The organism is Natronosalvus amylolyticus (genome assembly GCF_024298845.1).
Taxonomy (GTDB): Archaea; Halobacteriota; Halobacteria; order Halobacteriales; family Natrialbaceae; genus Natronosalvus; species Natronosalvus amylolyticus.
In genome coordinates, this window is sequence record NZ_CP101160.1 from 299,461 (window position 1) to 317,761 (window position 18,301).

The 18,301-nt window shown below is 55.8% G+C and carries 15 protein-coding genes; 7 read left to right on the forward strand and 8 right to left on the reverse strand.

All coding sequences use genetic code 11. From position 1 onward, the window contains the following. Positions 1–38 precede the first annotated feature (38 nt). The 3 genes from NLK60_RS19000 to NLK60_RS19010 are packed head-to-tail and all read right to left on the reverse strand — an operon-like array spanning position 39 to position 3,666. Positions 39–1,592 (reverse strand): sulfatase, encoded by a 1,554-nt coding sequence (locus NLK60_RS19000; protein ID WP_254810853.1) that lies wholly within the window; start codon positions 1,590–1,592, stop codon positions 39–41. After that, a complete protein-coding gene (locus NLK60_RS19005; protein WP_254810854.1) occupies positions 1,589–2,683 on the reverse strand; it encodes a Gfo/Idh/MocA family protein in 1,095 nt (364 codons plus the stop codon). Before NLK60_RS19005 ends, NLK60_RS19000 begins: the two co-directional genes overlap by 4 nt. Next, on the reverse strand, positions 2,680–3,666 hold the full coding sequence (locus NLK60_RS19010) for an LLM class flavin-dependent oxidoreductase (protein ID WP_254810855.1): 987 nt from the start codon (positions 3,664–3,666) through the stop codon (positions 2,680–2,682). Before NLK60_RS19010 ends, NLK60_RS19005 begins: the two co-directional genes overlap by 4 nt. Before the next feature lie 355 nt (positions 3,667–4,021). Between NLK60_RS19010 and NLK60_RS19015 the strand changes: the two genes are divergently transcribed. The 5 genes from NLK60_RS19015 (at position 4,022) to NLK60_RS19035 (ending at position 8,456) form a co-directional block, all read left to right on the forward strand. Beyond that, a complete protein-coding gene (locus tag NLK60_RS19015; protein ID WP_254810856.1) occupies positions 4,022–4,792 on the forward strand; it encodes a sugar phosphate isomerase/epimerase family protein in 771 nt (256 codons plus the stop codon). Positions 4,793–5,036: 244 nt separating this feature from the next. Next, entirely contained in the window at positions 5,037–6,248 is a 1,212-nt protein-coding gene (locus tag NLK60_RS19020; protein ID WP_254810857.1) for an aminotransferase class V-fold PLP-dependent enzyme, read from the forward strand. Between the two features lie 153 nt (positions 6,249–6,401). Beyond that, positions 6,402–6,938 carry a flavin reductase family protein gene (locus tag NLK60_RS19025; RefSeq protein WP_254810858.1) on the forward strand — a complete coding sequence of 179 codons (537 nt, stop codon included), beginning with the start codon at positions 6,402–6,404 and terminating at the stop codon, positions 6,936–6,938. A 122-nt stretch (positions 6,939–7,060) separates the two neighbouring features. Beyond that, positions 7,061–7,708, forward strand: a complete 648-nt coding sequence (locus NLK60_RS19030) for a YIP1 family protein (RefSeq protein WP_254810859.1) — start codon at positions 7,061–7,063, stop codon at positions 7,706–7,708. Between the two features lie 448 nt (positions 7,709–8,156). Continuing rightward, positions 8,157–8,456, forward strand: coding sequence for a hypothetical protein (locus NLK60_RS19035; protein WP_254810860.1), 300 nt, complete (start codon positions 8,157–8,159; stop codon positions 8,454–8,456). A 610-nt stretch (positions 8,457–9,066) separates the two neighbouring features. On the opposite strand, the gene NLK60_RS19040 is transcribed toward NLK60_RS19035, so the two are convergent. Together NLK60_RS19040 and NLK60_RS19045 are read right to left on the reverse strand one after the other, a co-directional pair. Next, entirely contained in the window at positions 9,067–10,080 is a 1,014-nt protein-coding gene (locus NLK60_RS19040; RefSeq protein ID WP_254810861.1) for an ABC transporter permease, read from the reverse strand. A gap of 12 nt (positions 10,081–10,092) precedes the next feature. Beyond that, a complete protein-coding gene (locus NLK60_RS19045; RefSeq protein ID WP_311136953.1) occupies positions 10,093–11,001 on the reverse strand; it encodes an ABC transporter permease in 909 nt (302 codons plus the stop codon). 314 nt (positions 11,002–11,315) lie between these two features. Here NLK60_RS19045 and NLK60_RS19050 point away from each other — a divergent pair, with 314 nt between their 5' ends. After that, positions 11,316–11,723, forward strand: coding sequence for a cupredoxin domain-containing protein (locus NLK60_RS19050; protein ID WP_254810863.1), 408 nt, complete (start codon positions 11,316–11,318; stop codon positions 11,721–11,723). Between the two features lie 467 nt (positions 11,724–12,190). On the opposite strand, the gene NLK60_RS19055 is transcribed toward NLK60_RS19050, so the two are convergent. From NLK60_RS19055 to NLK60_RS19065, 3 genes are all read right to left on the reverse strand, one after another. Continuing rightward, positions 12,191–14,128 (reverse strand): ABC transporter substrate-binding protein, encoded by a 1,938-nt coding sequence (locus NLK60_RS19055; RefSeq protein WP_254810864.1) that lies wholly within the window; start codon positions 14,126–14,128, stop codon positions 12,191–12,193. Between the two features lie 292 nt (positions 14,129–14,420). Then, positions 14,421–15,470, reverse strand: coding sequence for a HEAT repeat domain-containing protein (locus tag NLK60_RS19060; protein WP_254810865.1), 1,050 nt, complete (start codon positions 15,468–15,470; stop codon positions 14,421–14,423). Between the two features lie 79 nt (positions 15,471–15,549). After that, positions 15,550–15,693, reverse strand: a complete 144-nt coding sequence (locus NLK60_RS19065; protein WP_254810866.1) for a hypothetical protein — start codon at positions 15,691–15,693, stop codon at positions 15,550–15,552. 372 nt (positions 15,694–16,065) lie between these two features. Between NLK60_RS19065 and NLK60_RS19070 the strand changes: the two genes are divergently transcribed. Next, positions 16,066–18,273: an ABC transporter ATP-binding protein gene (locus tag NLK60_RS19070; protein ID WP_254810867.1), complete on the forward strand. Its 2,208-nt coding sequence runs from the start codon at positions 16,066–16,068 to the stop codon at positions 18,271–18,273. Positions 18,274–18,301: the final 28 nt, after the last annotated feature.

An 18,301-nucleotide genomic window follows, 5' to 3' on the forward strand; every position in this document is an offset into this window, starting at 1 on the left:
AAATATCGAAATCGGACACGACGAGACTGCTTTATTGGTCACCGCTCTCGAGGAAACGCATCCATCGTGCGGGTAAGTGCCTCGATTTGTGTGTCCGACCGACCGTGTTCCTGATACAGTTTCAGCAGTTCGTCCGGGTTCGCGTACAGATACGGACCTTGCGAGGCAGTGCGCGCAAGTGGGTCCATTCCTCGTGCCTCGACCGGTTGCTGGCTGTGCCATTCATCGGTAAGGTGTGTGACGATCCATCGGTCGAGGAGTGCCCGCATTTCGGCCGTTTTCTCGGGCCTCGATTCGACGAGATTCTTCGTCTGATTGGGGTCGTCATCGAGGTTGTGTAACAGTTCCAGCCCGTCGTTCGGTAGTCCTGGATCGTTGTAGAGACCTGGATAGGAGAAAACTCCCGGATGGATGAGACGAACGTACATCCACTCGTCCTGGTAGACGGCACGACCGTACGTGTAGATGCCGTGGCCGGCGACGATAACGTCGCGACCGGAGAACTCGTCACCCTCGAGTGCGGGGGTAAACGGTTCGGCATCCCAGTCTGTCGGGATATCGATTCCAGCGAGTTCACAGACGGTAGGGAGTAGATCGAACTGGTATACCTGAGCGTTCGTTCCGGTACCGGCCGCAGCGTCGGTCACACCGGGCCATGAGACGATCATCGGTACCTGCTGGCAAGCGGGGTGTGGAAACGCATGTTCGGCGTAAATACCGTGTTCACCGAAGGCTTCACCGTGGTCGGCGGTGATGACGACGGCCGTCTCTTCTCGAACGCCGTGGCGCTCGAGACAGGCGAGCAGTTTTTCGACCTCAGCATCGACGCGTCGGATACTGGCGTCGTAGCCGTCGACGAACTGGTCAACGTCCGCGGTGCTGTCCACCGAATCGGGCATTTTGTATTCGTAGAACTCCTCCCAACCCGGTCTATACTGCGATGCACTCGGCCACAGATCCGCCGTTCTGATGCCGGTCATCTCCTGTTGGCCGTCGATAGTTTCCTGGTCGGGCCATGCTGGTGTGGGACCTGATTCGCGCACCGGGTCGACGAAGTTCTCGATCCCGAGATACGGATGGTGAACGTCCCAGTAGTTGACGTGCAAGAGCCAATCATCGTCTGTAGCGTGCTGGTCGAGCCACGATTTGGCTACTGGTGTGACCTCCGAACAGTCTTCGACCGCGGGACCGCCCGCAGTTGCTGTCGGCATGATCGACTCCTGAAAATTGGCACTGAAGTGATAAGCGAGATGGCGCTGTGAGAACTGGCTCACTGATGCCGTATAGATGCCGTTTTCAGCGAGGTGACGAAACGCTGGCACTCGATTGGCGTCGGGGTCGTGACCCTCGCCCGGTTCGTTGTAGCGCTGTCCTTCGCCGTGGTGAGTGACGACGCCAGTGTTGATCCCCATCCGACAGGTTGCGAGCGCCGTTCGGCTCGGCAGACACGGTGTATCGGACGCGTAACATCGGTCGAACCGCATCCCCTCTTCGGCGAGGGTATCGATCGTCGGGGACGTGTCGCGTTCGTAGCCGTAACAGCCCAGGTGGTCCGGTCGTAGCGAATCGATATCGAGAACGAGTATCCTCATAACGTCATTTCTGTTTTTCTGGTACTGCCTTCAACGTCGACCCAGTTGCCGGTTTTCTGTGACTCGTACACCGCATCCAGCACCTCCAGAACCGTCACGGCATCGCGCAGATCGGCTGGCACCTGTACATCGTTACTATCTCGGGCGTCGAGGAACTGTTTCATGAAGTCGAGACCGTAGCCCCCGCCGTACCCTGGAATGGGTGCGTAGTCGTACGTGAGATAGCGCCGAGGGGTGCTCGAGTACTCCTCTCGAGTCGACTCGAATTCGACGGTCGTCTCGTCTTCGAACCCGAAGTAGTCACCCATCGGATCCCACGAAACGCGACCATCGACTCCCGTGATCGAGAGTTCGGTATCGTATCGACCTTCGCGCAGGTAGTACCCACACTGTAACGTGCCAATCGCTCCCGAAGCTAGTTCGAACTGCAACGCTGCCCCGTCCTCTACGTCAACCGTTGGTGTCTCGTAGGTGAGACTTGCGTTGACACGGGCTATCGGGTCCTCGAGAATCCACGGCAACAGATCGATCCAGTGGATGCCGAGCCACTGGACGATACCGCCACGACTCGCCGCGCTATCGAAGAGATAGTGGTCGTCGTCCCGGTACGCCAACTGGGAAGCGAGGAAACGGGCATCGACAGCACGAAGGTCACCGAAGAAATCGGTTGCTGCACGCGACTGTAGTTCCTGTGAAGCTGGATGGCCGCGCCAGGTGTATGATACGCACACGGTAGCAGACTCGTTTTCAACGGTGTCGAGTAGCGGCAGGAGGTCCTTGGCCGTGCGGGCTGCCGGTTTCTCTGTATAGACGTCGATACCGCGTTTCACCGCAGCTTCGATAACGGCTGGCGTGTCCCTATTCGAGAGCGTGATCCAGACGATATCCGGTGATTCGTCGTCAAGCAGTGTTTCCGGATCGCGGTACATCGAAACGTCGTCGCTACCGATATCGATCCCCTCCTCGAGGTCGAACGCAGGGTCCGGCTCACATACCGCGGTAATCGTCAGTGGGAGTTCGTCGATGCTCTCGAGGTAGGGTTCGGTGTGGTGGTGGTTCAGTCCGATATAGCCGACTGTAGGTTCACTCATGCGTCGCTCAACTCTGGGATAATTTCTTCGCCTATTCGCTCGAGACACCGGAGCGTGGTGTCCTGTGGCTGTCCGGGGAACTGCACGCGCAATACGACGTGATCGACGCCGAGGTCCTCGTAGGTGCGCAGTTTCTCGATACACGCATCGGGTGATCCGAGCACGAACTTCTCGGCCAGTTCGTCGTAATCGACTTCAACCTCGTGTTCGTCCATGTACGTCTGTCCCCACCGTGCGTACATCTGGTACAGTTTGAGCAGGTGCGGTTCGATGGTGTCACGGGCTTCCTCGTAGGAATCGGCCACGAAGCAATCTCGCATCAAAATCACGTCGTTCTCCGCCCGGTCCATTCCGAACTCCTCGAGTGACTCTTCGTACACGCCGATCTGTCGCTCGAGGTCTTCGGTCGTCGAAGAAGCGCTGGCGATCCAGGCGTCGCCCCGATAGGCGGCCCGTTTGATCGCGATATCTGCATGCCCGCCGATCCAGATCGGCATTCGGTCTTCTGGACGGGGGCTGATGAAGACATCGTCGAACTGCCAGTGGTCGCCGTCGTGACTCACGCTCTCTTTGGACCAGAGGCGTTTGAGCAGCGAGAGCGATTCCATGAACATCGGCACGCGATCGTCCATCGAAACGCCGAACGGAGTCAGTTCACGTTCCCGGTAGCCGATTGCAGCACCGAAGCGCATTCGGCCAGTAGAGAGTCGATCGATCATGGCAACCTTCTCGGCGAGATGAATCGGGTTGTACAACGCTGGCAATACGGCCATCGTCGCCAGTTCCAGTCGTTCGGTCTGGGAGGCGATTGCGGCGAGCGCCGTGATGGGTTCGACCACGCCCTCCTCGTGGACGTGACGTTCACCCACCGCTGCCGAGTCGAATCCGACCGATTCCATCAAAGCTGCCTGTTCGAGAAGGTCCGTGACTTCGAAGTCGTCCTCGGGCGTGTAGTACTGGTTTAGAAAGACGCCAAATTTCACGATTGGGTCACCTCGAGCACATCCCTGGTGCGGGCGTAGATTTCGCTACCTGTTGGTGTCGAAACACCATGGTTAGTCGTGGTACGAATGGGCATTCATCCGACTCGAGGGGGCGATAGGTAATAATTTTACGGGGTGGAAAGCGACCAACACGTTGGGTAATCGAATAGTTGGTGGGAGCCAAGACGGCAGTAGAATTAAGTGACCGCTCACCTCCTCTGAGATATGGATAAGCAGGGAAAAACTGCTAACAACGGTGTTGTGAGCTTTCAGTCAGTACGATGTCTGGGAACGCCTTCCCCCGTCTCGAGCGAATGTTCGCCGCGACCTGCGGGACACGCGGGAGGTTGCTAGAATGCAAATCGGCCTCTGCTCGATAGCCGACGGAGAGTCGGCTATCGAAGACGTGATCGACACCGCCGCCTCTGTCGGCTGTAGAGCGATCGAAATCTGGGGGAGAGACCACGTTGGCGATGGCTCACCTGCTACCTGTCGAGACATTCGAGATGCCGCCACGGCACGCTCGCTAAACATTGCCGTATACGGGTCGTACCTTCGTCCCGGGACACCGGAGTACGAGACGGAAGTCGAGTCCGCCCTCCAGACGGCCGACCGACTTGGGGCGTCCATGATCCGGGTGTGGGCCGGAACGCAGGAGTACCAGGATCGGACGGACGAACACTGGGACCAGGTCGTCGCCGATCTGATCGACCTTACCGACCGAGCAGCGGCCTACAACCTCGAGGTCACCATCGAGAAACACGAGGGGACCCTCACGAACGATGGCGACGGCGCGCGACGGCTCATCGAAGCCGTCGACCGAGATACCTGTCGACTCAATTGGCAGCCACTGTTTGGCCTTCCAGCGGACGAGATACTGGCGGAAGCCCACGACCTGGCACCGCTTTCGAACAACGTACACGTACAGGCCGTTCCGGAAGCCGGTCTGAGCTGGGAGCATCGTTGTCTCCTCGAGGAGGCCCATTTCGACCTTCCAGCCGTTCTCGAGGTATTCGAGGCGGGCGGATTCGACGGTTGTGTCGAGATCGAGTTCGTCACCGACGAAATGGCGTTCGAGACGGCACTTCGACGAGACGTTGCGTACCTCGAGAGCCTGCTGAACTAACGGAGCAGCTTCGAATTCCAGGTGGGTTCTGGCTAGCGATAGTAGCTATTGAAACGAAGTCCACACCGATCGCGATCCGTTTTTTCGATAAGGCGGACAATGCCTTTCGATGACTACGATAGCGGCTCAATGGCTGCTATAGAGCCGCAGAACTGCTCGAGCCGACGAAAACAGTTCGGATGAAGTACGTATATCGAATTACTTATTCATTAGCCGAGATATAGCACCACTGTGATCAACTCACATGTCTGACGACGAGTCAATTTACGACGAACTGGACGTTCCAACCGTGGTCAACGCCGCGAGTACCAAAACGCGAATCGGGGGGAGCCTCATTCGGCCGGAAGCTGTCGAGGCGATGGTGAGCGCCTCCGAATCATTTGTCCGCATTTCGGATCTACAAGCTCGAGCGAGCGAACTCATTTCGGAAGTCACCGGATCGGAGGCCGGATACGTTGCGAGCGGTGCGGCAGCATGCCTGACGCTCGGGACGGCCGCGTGCATCGCCGGTACCGACCTCACCGTGATGGACGAGTTGCCGCACGCGGAAGACGCACGCAACGAGGTGATTATGCCACGTACCCACCGGAATGGCTACGATCACGCCCTTCGACTCGCCGGTGCGCACATCGTTGACGTCGGTAACAACGACAATCATCTCGGAACGGGTTCGGTGAACACGGAGTTGTGGGAAATCGAGGGAGCAATCACAGACAAGACGGCGGCCGTCATGTACATGCAGAAATCGTACTCGCAGCCGGAACTTTCTGACGTCGTCGACGTCGCCCACAAACACGACGTACCAGTCATCGTGGACGCGGCCGCGGAACTCCCACCAAAACGAAACCTCGAGCGCTTCATCGACGAAGGGGCAGACCTCGTCGTTTTCAGTGGCGGAAAGGCTATTCGCGGGCCACAATCGTCTGGTATTCTCGCCGGCAAACAGGAACTGATCGAATCGGCTGCCATGCAACACCTCGACATGCACGTTGCGGAATCCGTCTGGGAACCGCCAGCGGACCTTATCGACCTCGACCGATTCGCAGGCGTTCCGCGACAGGGAATCGGACGCCCGCTCAAAGTGGGCAAGGAAGAACTGGCCGGACTCATCCGCGCGCTACAACTGTTCGTCGAGGAAGATCACGATGCGAACGTTACTGAATGGACAGAGCGAACCGAGTCCATGGCGAGCGCTTTGAGAGCCGAACCGGGCCTCTCTATCACGGTTACGGAGGGCGAGAAAACAGCGGTAGCCCCGGAAGTATTTGTTCGAGTCGATCCAGAGGTTGCTGGAATCGATGCAACGGCGCTCGTTGGCGAGTTGCGCCGAGAAGACCCGCGCGTGTTTGTCGGGCCGGACCACCTACACGAGTCAGCGTTCACGGTGAACCCTATGTGTCTGACCGACGATGAGGCCGATTACGTCGTCGAACGCGTTCGGTCGTATCTCGACTGAACGAGGGAACAGATTACCGTTCGAATGCCCCTCGAGGGAGGTCGGTCTGTTGTGACGACCTTTGGAAAACGAATTCCACGACCGATACGATTATCTGGGCTCACGAGAAGGGTGTTGTCAGCAGGTTCAGACAATGGTGATACTGTGAAACGAGTGCAGTTTGGAGAGGCTCTCGAACGAAAGTTTCCGGAATCGGTCGTTTTCATCGTCGCTCCTGACGACGACGGCAATCCGAACGTGATGCCGGCTGGCTGGAGTATGTTTACGTCCAACGACCCACTGATGATCGCCGTAAGTGTTGGGTTCCCCCGGTACACACACGAGCTACTCGAGAAGGCCGAGGACTACGTGGTCGCCTTTCCGAGCGCGGCGCAGAAAACAGATATCGTCTACTGTGGCTCGAATTCGGGGGCCGATGTCGACAAAGTGGACGCGAGGGAAATGGCGCTCTGTGAGCCAGCAAAAATTTCGACGCCGTTACTCGAGGATGCGGCTGCCTGTTTCGAATGCGTTTCCGATACGGCCTTTGAGACCGGAGACCACACCGTTTTTGCGGGTGAAGTGGTTGCCGCCCACGTCTCGGAGACGCACGACGAGCGGGTAAAGAACCTCGGTCGAACGTGGGGGGACGGTCCCGAACGGTTCAAGACGCTTTCCGAACTGCTCGAGATGGATCGGTGGACACGGTAGGTACCTTCGGCATCCTCGAGTAGATGACAACAATCCCGATCAATCGAGGTCCCGGATTGAATCGATTTTTACATCGCCAAAACCGTAACAGCTACAATGGTACAATGGGACACACTGGTATAATGCTCGCACGCTTGGTGACACAGCCTCGGTATTTTTTCAAAGAGCAGACGAAATACCGCGGCACCAGAACCCAGTCGATGCTCGTGGTCGCAATCGGTATCGCTTTCGCACTGACGCATGTCGGCGCGTACTACCAGCTCGGAGATACCGCAATTGACCTGTATGAGGTGATAATTCTGCACGTTGCACTCAGCCTTGCCGTTCCCTTCGGCATCTGGCTCACTTCAACGATACTGATGGCGATGGTCTCTCGTATCCTATCAAGGGGGTTGCTAATCGGTGAACTGTTCCGACTGGTCGGGTGGGGACTCTATCCGCTCCTCGTGGCTGGTCTCATACAGAGCGCTGGCCGTCTCTACGCGATACAGGGTACAGCGGCCCCAGAACTCGGTCTCTTCTCCCATCTAAGCTACGAGTGGGAACAGTATGGAACGTATCTCGAAACGGCCAACAACGACCCGGTCTTCCTCGTCGCGACACTCCTTGCAGTTGCTGCCGTCCTCTACGCGGGGTACCTGTGGACGATTGCTGTTAAAGAACTCAGTCATTTCGACAACGTAGAAATAGCCACGTCAACAGCACTCATTATTTCAGCAATTCCGACGACGCTATGCCTTCTCTGGATTGCCGCCCCGTTCTACCTGTAACGCCCAAAACCGTTTTGATTAGCCAGAAGACCATCTACAGTGACTGAAATGATTTCAGTGGCGCACTGAGACCGTATGATTCGTCACGAACCATGCGCTGTCCTCGAGGAAATCGAGCGTTCTGATAGGGAGGATTGTAACTGATTACCGGTCACTGCCGGTCCGGGTCTGTCGCTGACCGATAAGAGGCGACAACATACCCTATGAGGCTATTTCCGGATGAATTATAGTAGCCATTGCAAGTCATTGGACACCCTAACGCAAGACGGCAACGCGTTAGGTTCTAAATCGTTTCAATTGCTACCATACCACTGGTGTACATCCACAACGCCGTAGAGCCGAACTGAATTGAAGTGTCGGTCGACATCGACACGAATGAACCAATGAGCTGGACTCGTTGGCTCGTTATCCATAACGTATTTAGCCCCGTTACTCGTTGACATCGATAATGAATCCGAGCGTAGACTCCGAGAGTCCCGCAGCGAACGATGAGAACAAATCGATCGGTGTTCGGTTTGCCGAATCAACAGTTGGCGCGCCGATCGTGGCGGGGTTGCTTTTTATCGCCAATTCGTTCTGGCTGCTCCTCACCACTACCGGCGTCGTCCTCACGCTGGTTGCCATTGCAATGTGGGATGGGGTCATGGCAGGCGTTATCGGCGTGTTCGGATTGAGCGCGATCGGCCTTGGTCTGTTTGGCTACATTGTCGTGCTATGGTACGTTAGTCGGTCAGAAACCCGTTCGTAGCGACGCCCTTTTGCCTTCGTTCGAAGCGCTCGAGTTGACGTATAACGTTCGACGAGTGCCTCGACAGTGAGTGATTGCATCCACAAATGTGGCCAACTGGCCTCGAGTACAACCTATAGTAGCAATTGAAAGTCATTGCACATTCTCTCGCAAGATGGCATCGCGATAAGTGTGTAAATCGTTTCAATGGCTACTATAGTTCGCCGACAACTGCTCGGTTTGTGATCGTGTGTCCCAACCAATCGAAGCCTATGCCGTACAAGTGCCCAGCGATTTGAGCGGTATCGACTCGAGGAGTAATCTGGTGAGGAAATACTCCGCATATAGAGCGATCGCGGATACGTTCTTGCAACAGAAAGAAAGGAGCATCGGTGTCTCATCGAGACAATCAGTAGCAGTAATTTCATCGGGTTTGTTATCGTCTCTTACCGGTCGGCGACGAACCGGAGTGATCGCTAACCGGTAAGCCGTTACAAAAATCCCTCTGAAGGGCAATCTATCGTGACTCGATACTATCCGTTGGCACTCGCTCAGTCAGACATCATCGGGTCAAGCGAGTCATTGTAAATAAAAACCGGAGGGACTTTCGCGTGCGTTCGGATTTTTAGCTCTAGAGATCGGCCTCTATCTCGTCCTTCTCAGAGGCTTTCTTCTCGTGGCGGGCCCGCAGACGCGGGTTGAAGATTCTGTCGAGTCCTTGAGAAAGGAGGATTAGGCCCATCGACATGAGCAACAGGACGAACATCGGCGCGTACAGCCAGTGACCGGAAAGTCCAGGGTTCGAGACGGCCGACCCGATGTTGTACGCGTCGTTCATCATCACGCCCCAGTTGAGACCGCCCTGGGGCAGCACACCGATGAAATACAGGCCAACGGACTGGAAGATGACACCTCGGGCAGCCCCAGCCGATCGAATCGTGATGTACGGCATGAGCTGAGGCATGACGTCATCCCAGAGTATTTCTCCGGAGTTCCGTCCCATCGCCCGTCCAGCTTCGATGTAGGACTCTTCACGTATCGTCAGGACCTGTGAGCGCAAGGCTCGAGCGAGCCCCGGCCAGTTGTCTATCGCGAGGATGAAACCGACCAGCCAGGGACTCGTCGGCGGATAAATTGCGACGATGACGATGATCAGTGGGAGACCCGGGATACAGATGACGACGTCACTGATTCCCATGAGGACTTCGTCCCAGTAACCGCCTTTGTAACCAGCGACGGTCCCAATAACGACACCGATACTCATCGCGACGACGGCTCCGGAGAAGGCGATGATGAGCATGTCGGGCGTCGCGTGAACGAGTTGTGCGAGAATCCCTCGACCGCCGTTATCGGTTCCAAGCGGATATGCTAGACTCTGGAACGGCGGGGCGTATCGGGGGTAGTCGCCTACCCGCGGGTAGGGAATGAACCGGATGACCACGGTCCCCACGAACACCAGAAAGATGATCATGGCGATACCGAACGACGCGCGCCAGTCGGACCGGATAATTCGGTACGGGGTGAATATATTGAGATCAATCCATCGGAAGAGTCGCTCTTTTCTCGTCAACGGATCGCTGTCCGCGACGATGTTGAACACGTCAATGTCGTCGGCCTGATTATCGTTGGGGTCTGAAGTTGCCATTTATAATCCTCGTTAGTAGCTCTCTTTGTTTTCCACGCTAGCTCTTGGGTCGATAAACCCATACGTGAGGTCGGCTATCAGGATACACGCCACCGTAATGACGGTGAAGAAAATAAACGCCCCCATCAGCAGCGGGTAATCCTGGCGCATCAAGGCGTCGAAGGTGTACCATCCGATCCCGGGATACGTGAAGATTCGCTCCATGATGACGCCGCTGCTGAAAATGCTGCTGAGGCCGATCATGAATCCAGTGTACAGGGGCAAGACAGCGTTCCGACCGATGTAACGAATCGAGATTCGGCTATCTTTCAATCCGCGTAATTCTGCGACTCGGAGATAGTCCGACCCCATCACCCGGATACTGTTCGCGCGCATAGCCAGGGCACCTGAACCGAATCCGACGACCATACCGGAGAGGATCGGAAGCGTTCCATGATGCAAAACGCCCTGCATGAAATAGGCGTTGAACCCAGGTACTGAATCGGAGTACGCTCGCCCTCCGTGTGGGAACCAACCGAGACCGAACGCGAGCGTCGCGAGCATAACGATTGCGGCGACGTAGTAAGGAATCGAGTCGAGTACGATGATGACGACCGTCATCACTTTGTCGAATCGCCCACCTTCTTTGAACGCCATTACGGCCCCGAGAATAATCGTTACGGCGAACCCAAGCAGAAGGCCGTAGACGCTAACGAAGATCGACCAGGGCATTGCCCGAAACAGGATGTCGAACACCGGTTCTCCGTAATAAATTGAGATGCCGAAATCCTGATACAGCAACAGATCGCGCATGTATTGGTAGTATGCGATGTGTAATGGTACATCCGGCGTAATACCCGTATGGAGTTCGATAAGCCGATTGACCTCTTCGGGGTCCCTGCCGCCGCCACCCGAGGCGAAGTCGCCCCCGCCCCCAGTCATGAATTCCTGTCGCAACGAGTCGATCGGACCGCCTGGCATGAGGCGGTACATAACGAACGTCAGACTGGTTGCAGCGAATATCGTTATGATAGCCTGTCCTATACGCTTCGCGAAGTACCTCATTACTATCCATACGATTCGGTTCATCCTCTATATGTGTTTTGGTGTCATCACACACATTCAACAACAGCCTGATAATTTGTCCGGACTAACTCGTCTCGTGGCACTCGTTTCACTTTTCACAGTCCCCGATAATCCGTACACACCGTCCCAATAGGCAATAGATTAATAGTGGTTACCTGTGACACACTGGTATGCACCGGAGAAAATACGTTTTCACCGCAGCTGGATTGCTTACCCTTACTGCTGGGTGTATGGGAGACAGTGACCAGGAGGAAACCCTCGAGGAATTACCAGAATCGGCCACGGTAGAAGTCGATGACGGGGCCTATTCACCGTTACATTCACACGTTGGTACCGATGGCACCGTCACCTGGGAAAATACCGGCGACACCTCACACCGGATAGATGCATTCCAGTTTCATGCTGGTTCGGCCGGATGGACGTTTTCGACGGAACTCGAGCCAGGGGAATCTGCCACCCATACGTTCGAAGCGGAGGGACTGTACGATTTCACTGATCAAGCCCATGGTCAGTTCGCGATGTGCGGTCGAATCCGTGTCGGACACGTCGAAGAAGGCTCGAGTTTGCCCTGTGAGTGATCGCGTCTCAACAAAAGAGGCGACAGACCCTACGCAAATATCTGGGAGAAAGCACGACTCGCTTACGGTGACGATGAAGCCGTACATTTCGAACGGTAGCGTCATCTGGGAGTGAGTGGTTTGATCCATCTTGTTTTCCAAGAGGCTAATTACGGATCGAGCGTCGCTCGACGCTGCTAAACGAACGCGGGGCGGTCCGAGACGTACGGCTGCATGGTTACAATCGATGGTAATTCCTTGGTATAGACCGCCTCTTTATCCATATTGTAACCCAAGTCGTGTCGGCCGGGCAATCTCTGACCAGCACCAATGTTTTCAGATCTATCGAGATCCATCGCTGAGCGGCGACGGAACATCGGTGCGTAATTTAAACAAAAAACGAACAACACTTCCGGCGTGTCGAAACTGGTATCCCGCCAGTTGTGTGACGATGGTTGATTGCTTACCCTGGCGGTCGGCTGTGTGGATTACCGTTCGCGACCCTGCATCACACCGAAGCGGTGAACCAGATGCTGGGTCCGGTCTGGCACTTCGTGGTAGAAGGGGTGATCGTCGGGGAAGGCGAAGTCACGCGTGTTGCCCCACAGCGCGTTGACCTGCGGGAAGAGGTCGGGACGTGGCAGGTCGTAGTTGAAGTACGTCGCGAAATCCTTGATGATCTCGATTGAGGCTTCTTCGTCCTGCGTGTTGACGAACTCGTCCCACATCTCGATGAGATTGACCTCCTTGGTCGGTCCCTCAAGATAGATATCGCCCGGATTTTCGGGAATTTCGACGACGATCGGTCGACCGTTGTTGGGCGAGACCTCGAGGCCCTCGTCGAGCCAGGCTTCGTGATCGTCGGTACCCAACGTGTAGAGGTGCAGGAAGAAGGGATTCACCGGCGAGAAGTAGTCTCGTGGGTCGCCCCTGCCCCAGCCAGTTGCCCAGAGAGTAACGTCGATATCCCCTGTTCCGTCTTGCAGGTTGGGAACGAGGTAGCCGAAGTCTCTGGTCAGGTAATCGGGCTCGAGGCCGAATCCTTGCCAAACGTCGTTGATCGCGGAGGCCAACGTCGTAAAGAGGCTGCCGGTTGGAGAGACGAAGTCGAATTCGACGGTTTCACCGTCGCCGTTCTCCCACAAACCGTCCCCGTTACGTTCGTAGCCGCCCTCGCGCATGAATTCGGCGGCGAGTTCCTCGTCACCCTCGATTGGGTAATCGTAGAGTTGGTCGACGAAGTCCGGCCCGAGGAATCGAGCTTCAGCGGCCGCGTCCATACCACTCTGGTCTTGTTTGATGAAGCCACCTTCACCCTGCCAGAAGTCCACGAGGAACGTCAGGTCGAGGACTGTCAACATTGCCCGGCGCACCCATCGGTTCGCCATATGATCGTTCAGATAGCGGAAATAAAGATTTCGCGACCCGAGCGCGCGACTCTCGGTGATCGTCTGCAGGTGATCCGGCGACACACCCCGAAGCTCTTCCGGGAATCGGTTCGTTCCGATGTCGATTAAATCGTTCTCTATCAGCTGGTCACAGGCAGCCCCATCACAGGTGTGTGCGACAAGTTCGTCGTAAGCGAAGCTATCCGCCCACGGGTGAAGTTCGTTCTTCTCGAACGTCACCGACCTCTCGTCCCAGTCGACTGGCGCCCAGACGGATGAACTCATACCGTTATCGATGAAGTCCTGGATCGTGATTCGAGTGTTCGTGATGTCAGCCGAAATTTCTTCGCGCTCGGAATCCGTACTGACGTCCTCGAGTCGTTCTAACCACTCACGTTCGTAGCCCTTGTTCAACGCCAACCGCTCGGTGATGTTCCCCCAGCCCTGAATCAGCGGGTTGGTGGGACTGTCTGCCACTATTTCCCACTCCCACTCATTGACGAGATTAACTTCTTCAGCCCAGCGCTGATCTGGGGGATTCTGTAGCTGGTTCACCTGGAACCAGGTGTAGAAGTCTTCGGCGGTGATTGGGTCCCCGTCGGCCCAGAAGTATTCGTCTTCTTTGACCTTGTGGTGCCAGGTGAGCGTATCCGCGTCGTAGTAGCTCCCCTCACCGTCGTAGATAATCCATTCGGGTTCATCCATCGAGGTGGTGATGAGCGCAGGATACTCCCTGACGATCCAGTGATATCCGGTGTTGAGCCCAAACCGGTTCATGTTCACTTCTTCAGGAGTGGTCCCGGCCATCACGTCAACGGTCGAATCCATCAGGTCTTCGGGACCAAGATCGGAGGTGTCGTCGACACCATTTCCGTTCCCGTTTCCGTTTCCGTTCCCGTTCCCGTTCCCGTTCCCATCATCTGGACTGCTCGCGCACCCGGCAATTCCAGTTGCCATGCCAGCAGTCGTCAACGCAAGGAGCTGTCTTCGCGACACTCCGTGCTTGTTAATCTCAAGCGTCCGCTTGTCACTAGTCATGCTACACCCTTCCAATGTAAGTACTCCTATTTATCACTATCTGTACTTTACACGGAAGTTCTATCTGATTGTTTATTTGTGGCCGTCTCCGCGGTTGTTTGAGGTAACAATTCAGCACTCTTTCGCCTCAGACGGCAACCGGTCAGACTGACCAGTCCGACGTCGAGTTACGTCCTGGATCCGAACTCAGATAGGACGCGGACTGGCACGGTATCGACGAAATCGAACGTCGGCCGACACCCACGTGGTCGTCTCAGGAATGCACAACTCGAGTGAACGACCCACCGGTAGATCACTCGGCAAAATCTCGAAGGGCAGTTTCGGCGGTCCTTCGAAGGGGAACTTCCGTTTCCGGATCGGCGATCAGTTCCTCGAGTACGGCGTCGGACCGATCAGTCTCCATATGGGCCAACGCCCAAACGACACCGGCGCTGACGGCGAAACTATCATCTAACAACTCGATCAGAACCGCTTCGATTGGCTCGAGCGCTGCCGGAGAGATCGCTGCAACGTTCGCTACAATTCCCACCACTGCTGCCCGTATAGTGGGGTTGGGATTGTCCAGTTGAGCGAACAGCAGCGGGAGGTGGGGCTCGAGCCGTTCAGTAGTATTTTCTGGATCTGCGTCGGCAAGCCTGGCTATCGTCGTCACGGCCCCCTCTCTCGCACGCACGCTGGACGAACGTTCCCCTGCGTCCTCGACCAACGTCTGGTATCCTCGCATTTGCTCGGCTGGAAGGGACCGTTCGACGGACATGTTGGGGTCGTACGTGATATCGGGGAGCGACTCGTCAGAATCCCCAATGAGGGTAAGTAGCGGTTCAATCGCCGTCATCGCCATACTCGGTTCCTCCTCGGCGATTGCTTCTATCACGGTAACGGCATCGACCGTGGTCGACTCGATGTCCGAATCTAGTAGCGGGAGTAACTGCGGAACCGCCATCGTTACGACGGATGGGTCGGCAGCGGCTATCTGTCGGACAACGCCAGCAGCACTTTGTCGAACGGTCGCCGATCGGTCTGTCAGGCAGTCGAGGACGGCATCCAGATGGGGGGTGAGTGCGTCCGGACGAACGCTCCCTACCTTCTCCATAACGAGCGCTGCTTTGGTCCGCACGGTCGGGCGATCGCTCTCCAGAAGGGAAGAGATCACCGGTACAGTATCGGTTACCCGCTCGGGCGTGGATTTCGAAATCAAGTATAGTATCGACATAGCCCGGTCTCGGTCAGCATCGTCTCCGGACTCGAGCGCGTTTAGAATGGGTCCTATAGGCACGTTGTCCGGATCGGTCCGCGCCCGTTGATGCAGTTCGTCGAGCGGTAATTGCTCGTCGTTCGTCATGGCAGTATACTTGGTCAACGTGCCGGTAGGACATAATGCCACCGGCGCATTCGAGGACGGAAATTTGCCTCGCGACCGCTTACATCTGGTTTCGACAGAGGTAGAGAACGGTTCCCGAAACCAGAATCATCACGCTTAGGCCGATCAGGTTCAACTGGACGATCACGTATGACTCCGAACCTGCATCGACGACGGCCAGTGAGATCAGGCTGAGTAAAAACATGACAAAAGAGATAACAAACAGAATGAATATGAGCGGTCGAAAGAGACAAAGTGCCTCTAGAAAGCTATCGGCCTTGCCTCGTTCCGTTCGTTTCATCATTTCCCCCTGCTGGAATCTGAACGAACAGGGGAGTGATTCAGTGGAGGTTGCTGGGGAATAGGCGGTAGCCAACTCCAGAGAGAACATCCAAGGCGTGCCAACCGGCTATACTGATCATCCATTGAACACAAATAGGGTACTCCTGTGTAAATCTTTTTCGACACCACTGTTTGCAACGATACCAGTCCCCGGCCGAATATACAAAAGATATATAATCAGTTCGCTCTTCACAATACACATCGTTACCACCCAACAAGCTCGAGTGAGATATTAATGGCAACTATAGATACGACAGCAGACCGTTCACGGAATAGCGGCGATCCAATTGTAGAAATGCGCGATACAACGGTCCAGTTCGGTATGGACCGAGGGGTTTCGCGTGTACTCGATGGGGTCAGTATGGATATCGAACGGGAGGAAATTCTCGGCATTGTCGGAGAGTCCGGATCGGGGAAATCGATGTTCGCTTCGGCATTGCTCGATGCGGTGGTTCCACCGGGAGAACTCTCGGGAGAGATTACGTACCACCCGAGAGATGGCGAGCCGGTCGACGTTCTCAACCTCTCGTCTGAGGAGCTTCGGTTGCTCCGGTGGGAGGAGATTTCGATGGTGTTCCAGGGTGCGATGAGCTCGTGGAATCCAACGTTAAAAATCAAAGGGCACTTCATCGAAACGCTCCAGGCACACAGTTTCGACGTCGATGAAGGAATGGAACGAGCACACCAGTTGCTCTCAGACCTGTATCTCGACTCCGACCGGGTGCTCGATTCGTATCCACACGAACTGAGTGGTGGGATGAAACAGCGGGCGCTAATTGCGTTGAGTATGGTTCTCGAGCCCGAGGTGCTCGTGATGGACGAACCGACGGCGGCGCTCGACTTGCTCATGCAGCGGTCAATCCTGAAACTGCTCAAAGAGGTCAAAGAAAAGTACGAAATCACGCTTATCTTCATCACGCACGACCTGCCGCTAGTCGCTGAACTGGCTGACAGGCTTGCGGTGATGTACGCCTTCGAGTTCGTCGAGGTCGGCTCGACAGACGACATTCTCAGCGGTGCTTCACATCCGTACACTCGCGCGTTGTTGAATTCGACGCCCAACCTTTCGACCAGTGTCAATACGATGACGGCGATCGAAGGCTCGAGCCCCGACCCGGTGGATACGCCCGAGGGCTGTTCGTACCATCCCCGTTGTTCGCTGGCAACGGAGGATTGCCGAACCACTGCGCCAGACTTCCACGATTCCGGGCCTGGCCATCTGACGGCGTGTTATCACTGGCAAGATGCAGCAGACGAGATACCGTTCAATCGGGAGATTTCAAATCCTGATGACTCATCTGTGTCGTCTATCAGTTCGGACGTCCGTCCACGCCGCGATCCGGACGAGGAACCGGTTTTGGAACTCGAAGACCTCGAAGTTCACTTCGGAATGAACGAGGGACTTTTCAATTTCTGGCGTGAATCCCAAACTGTTCGAGCGGTCGACGGCATTTCGCTCACGATTCCGGAAAACGAATCCGTCGCGTTGATAGGCGAGTCGGGATGTGGAAAAACGACCTTCGGGAAAACCGCTATCGGCCTCCAGCGACCGACCGGTGGCAGCGTCAAGTACCGAGGACAAGACATCTGGGACGCTAACGATGGAACGGGAAAAATCGATATCGCGTGGCGGAACATCCGCCGAGCTTTACAGATTATTCACCAGGACCCCGGGAGTTCGCTCAATCCCAACAAGCGAGTTGAACACCTGCTGAACATTCCACTGAAAAAGTGGCAGCGCGAACTCAACCACGAAGACCGGCGAGCACGCATCCTGGGCATGCTCGAACACGTCGGAATGAGCCCGCCTGAAGACTATGCTAACCGCTTTCCACATCAACTCTCGGGCGGAGAAAAACAGCGTGTCGCATTAATCCGTGCACTCTTAATGAACCCCGACGTTATTCTCGCTGATGAGTCTATCAGTGCGCTCGACGTCTCACTGCGTATCGAGATGATGGATCTCTTCCTCGAGTTGCAAAACCAGTTCAACACCTCGTTTATTTTCATCTCGCACGACCTCTCGAACGCTCGGTATCTGACGGAGAAGTCCGACGGGCTCATCGGTATCATGTATCTGGGTGAACTCGTCGAAATCGGTCCGGCCAAACAGATCATCGAAGATCCGCGTCACCCGTACACGAAAGCGCTGCGGTGGGCAACGCCAGACCTGCTTCCGGATAACGACGAAGGGGAGATGCCGATGACAAAAATTGACATTCCGGATCCAAAGGACCCACCATCGGGTTGCCGGTTCCACACGCGCTGTCCGGAAGCCCGTGAGGCCTGTGCTCGAGCGTCGCCGGAGGCCATCGAAGTGAATCCCGAGCAACACGTTGCCTGCTTCCGAGAAGACGACACACACGAGTACTGGCAAAGTGAGCCGTGGTCGGAAGAAACGGCTGCAGACGACGCCGCTTCGGGAGCCGAGGCTGACGACTGAATTTTCACTGTTCTTCGTATCTGACCGA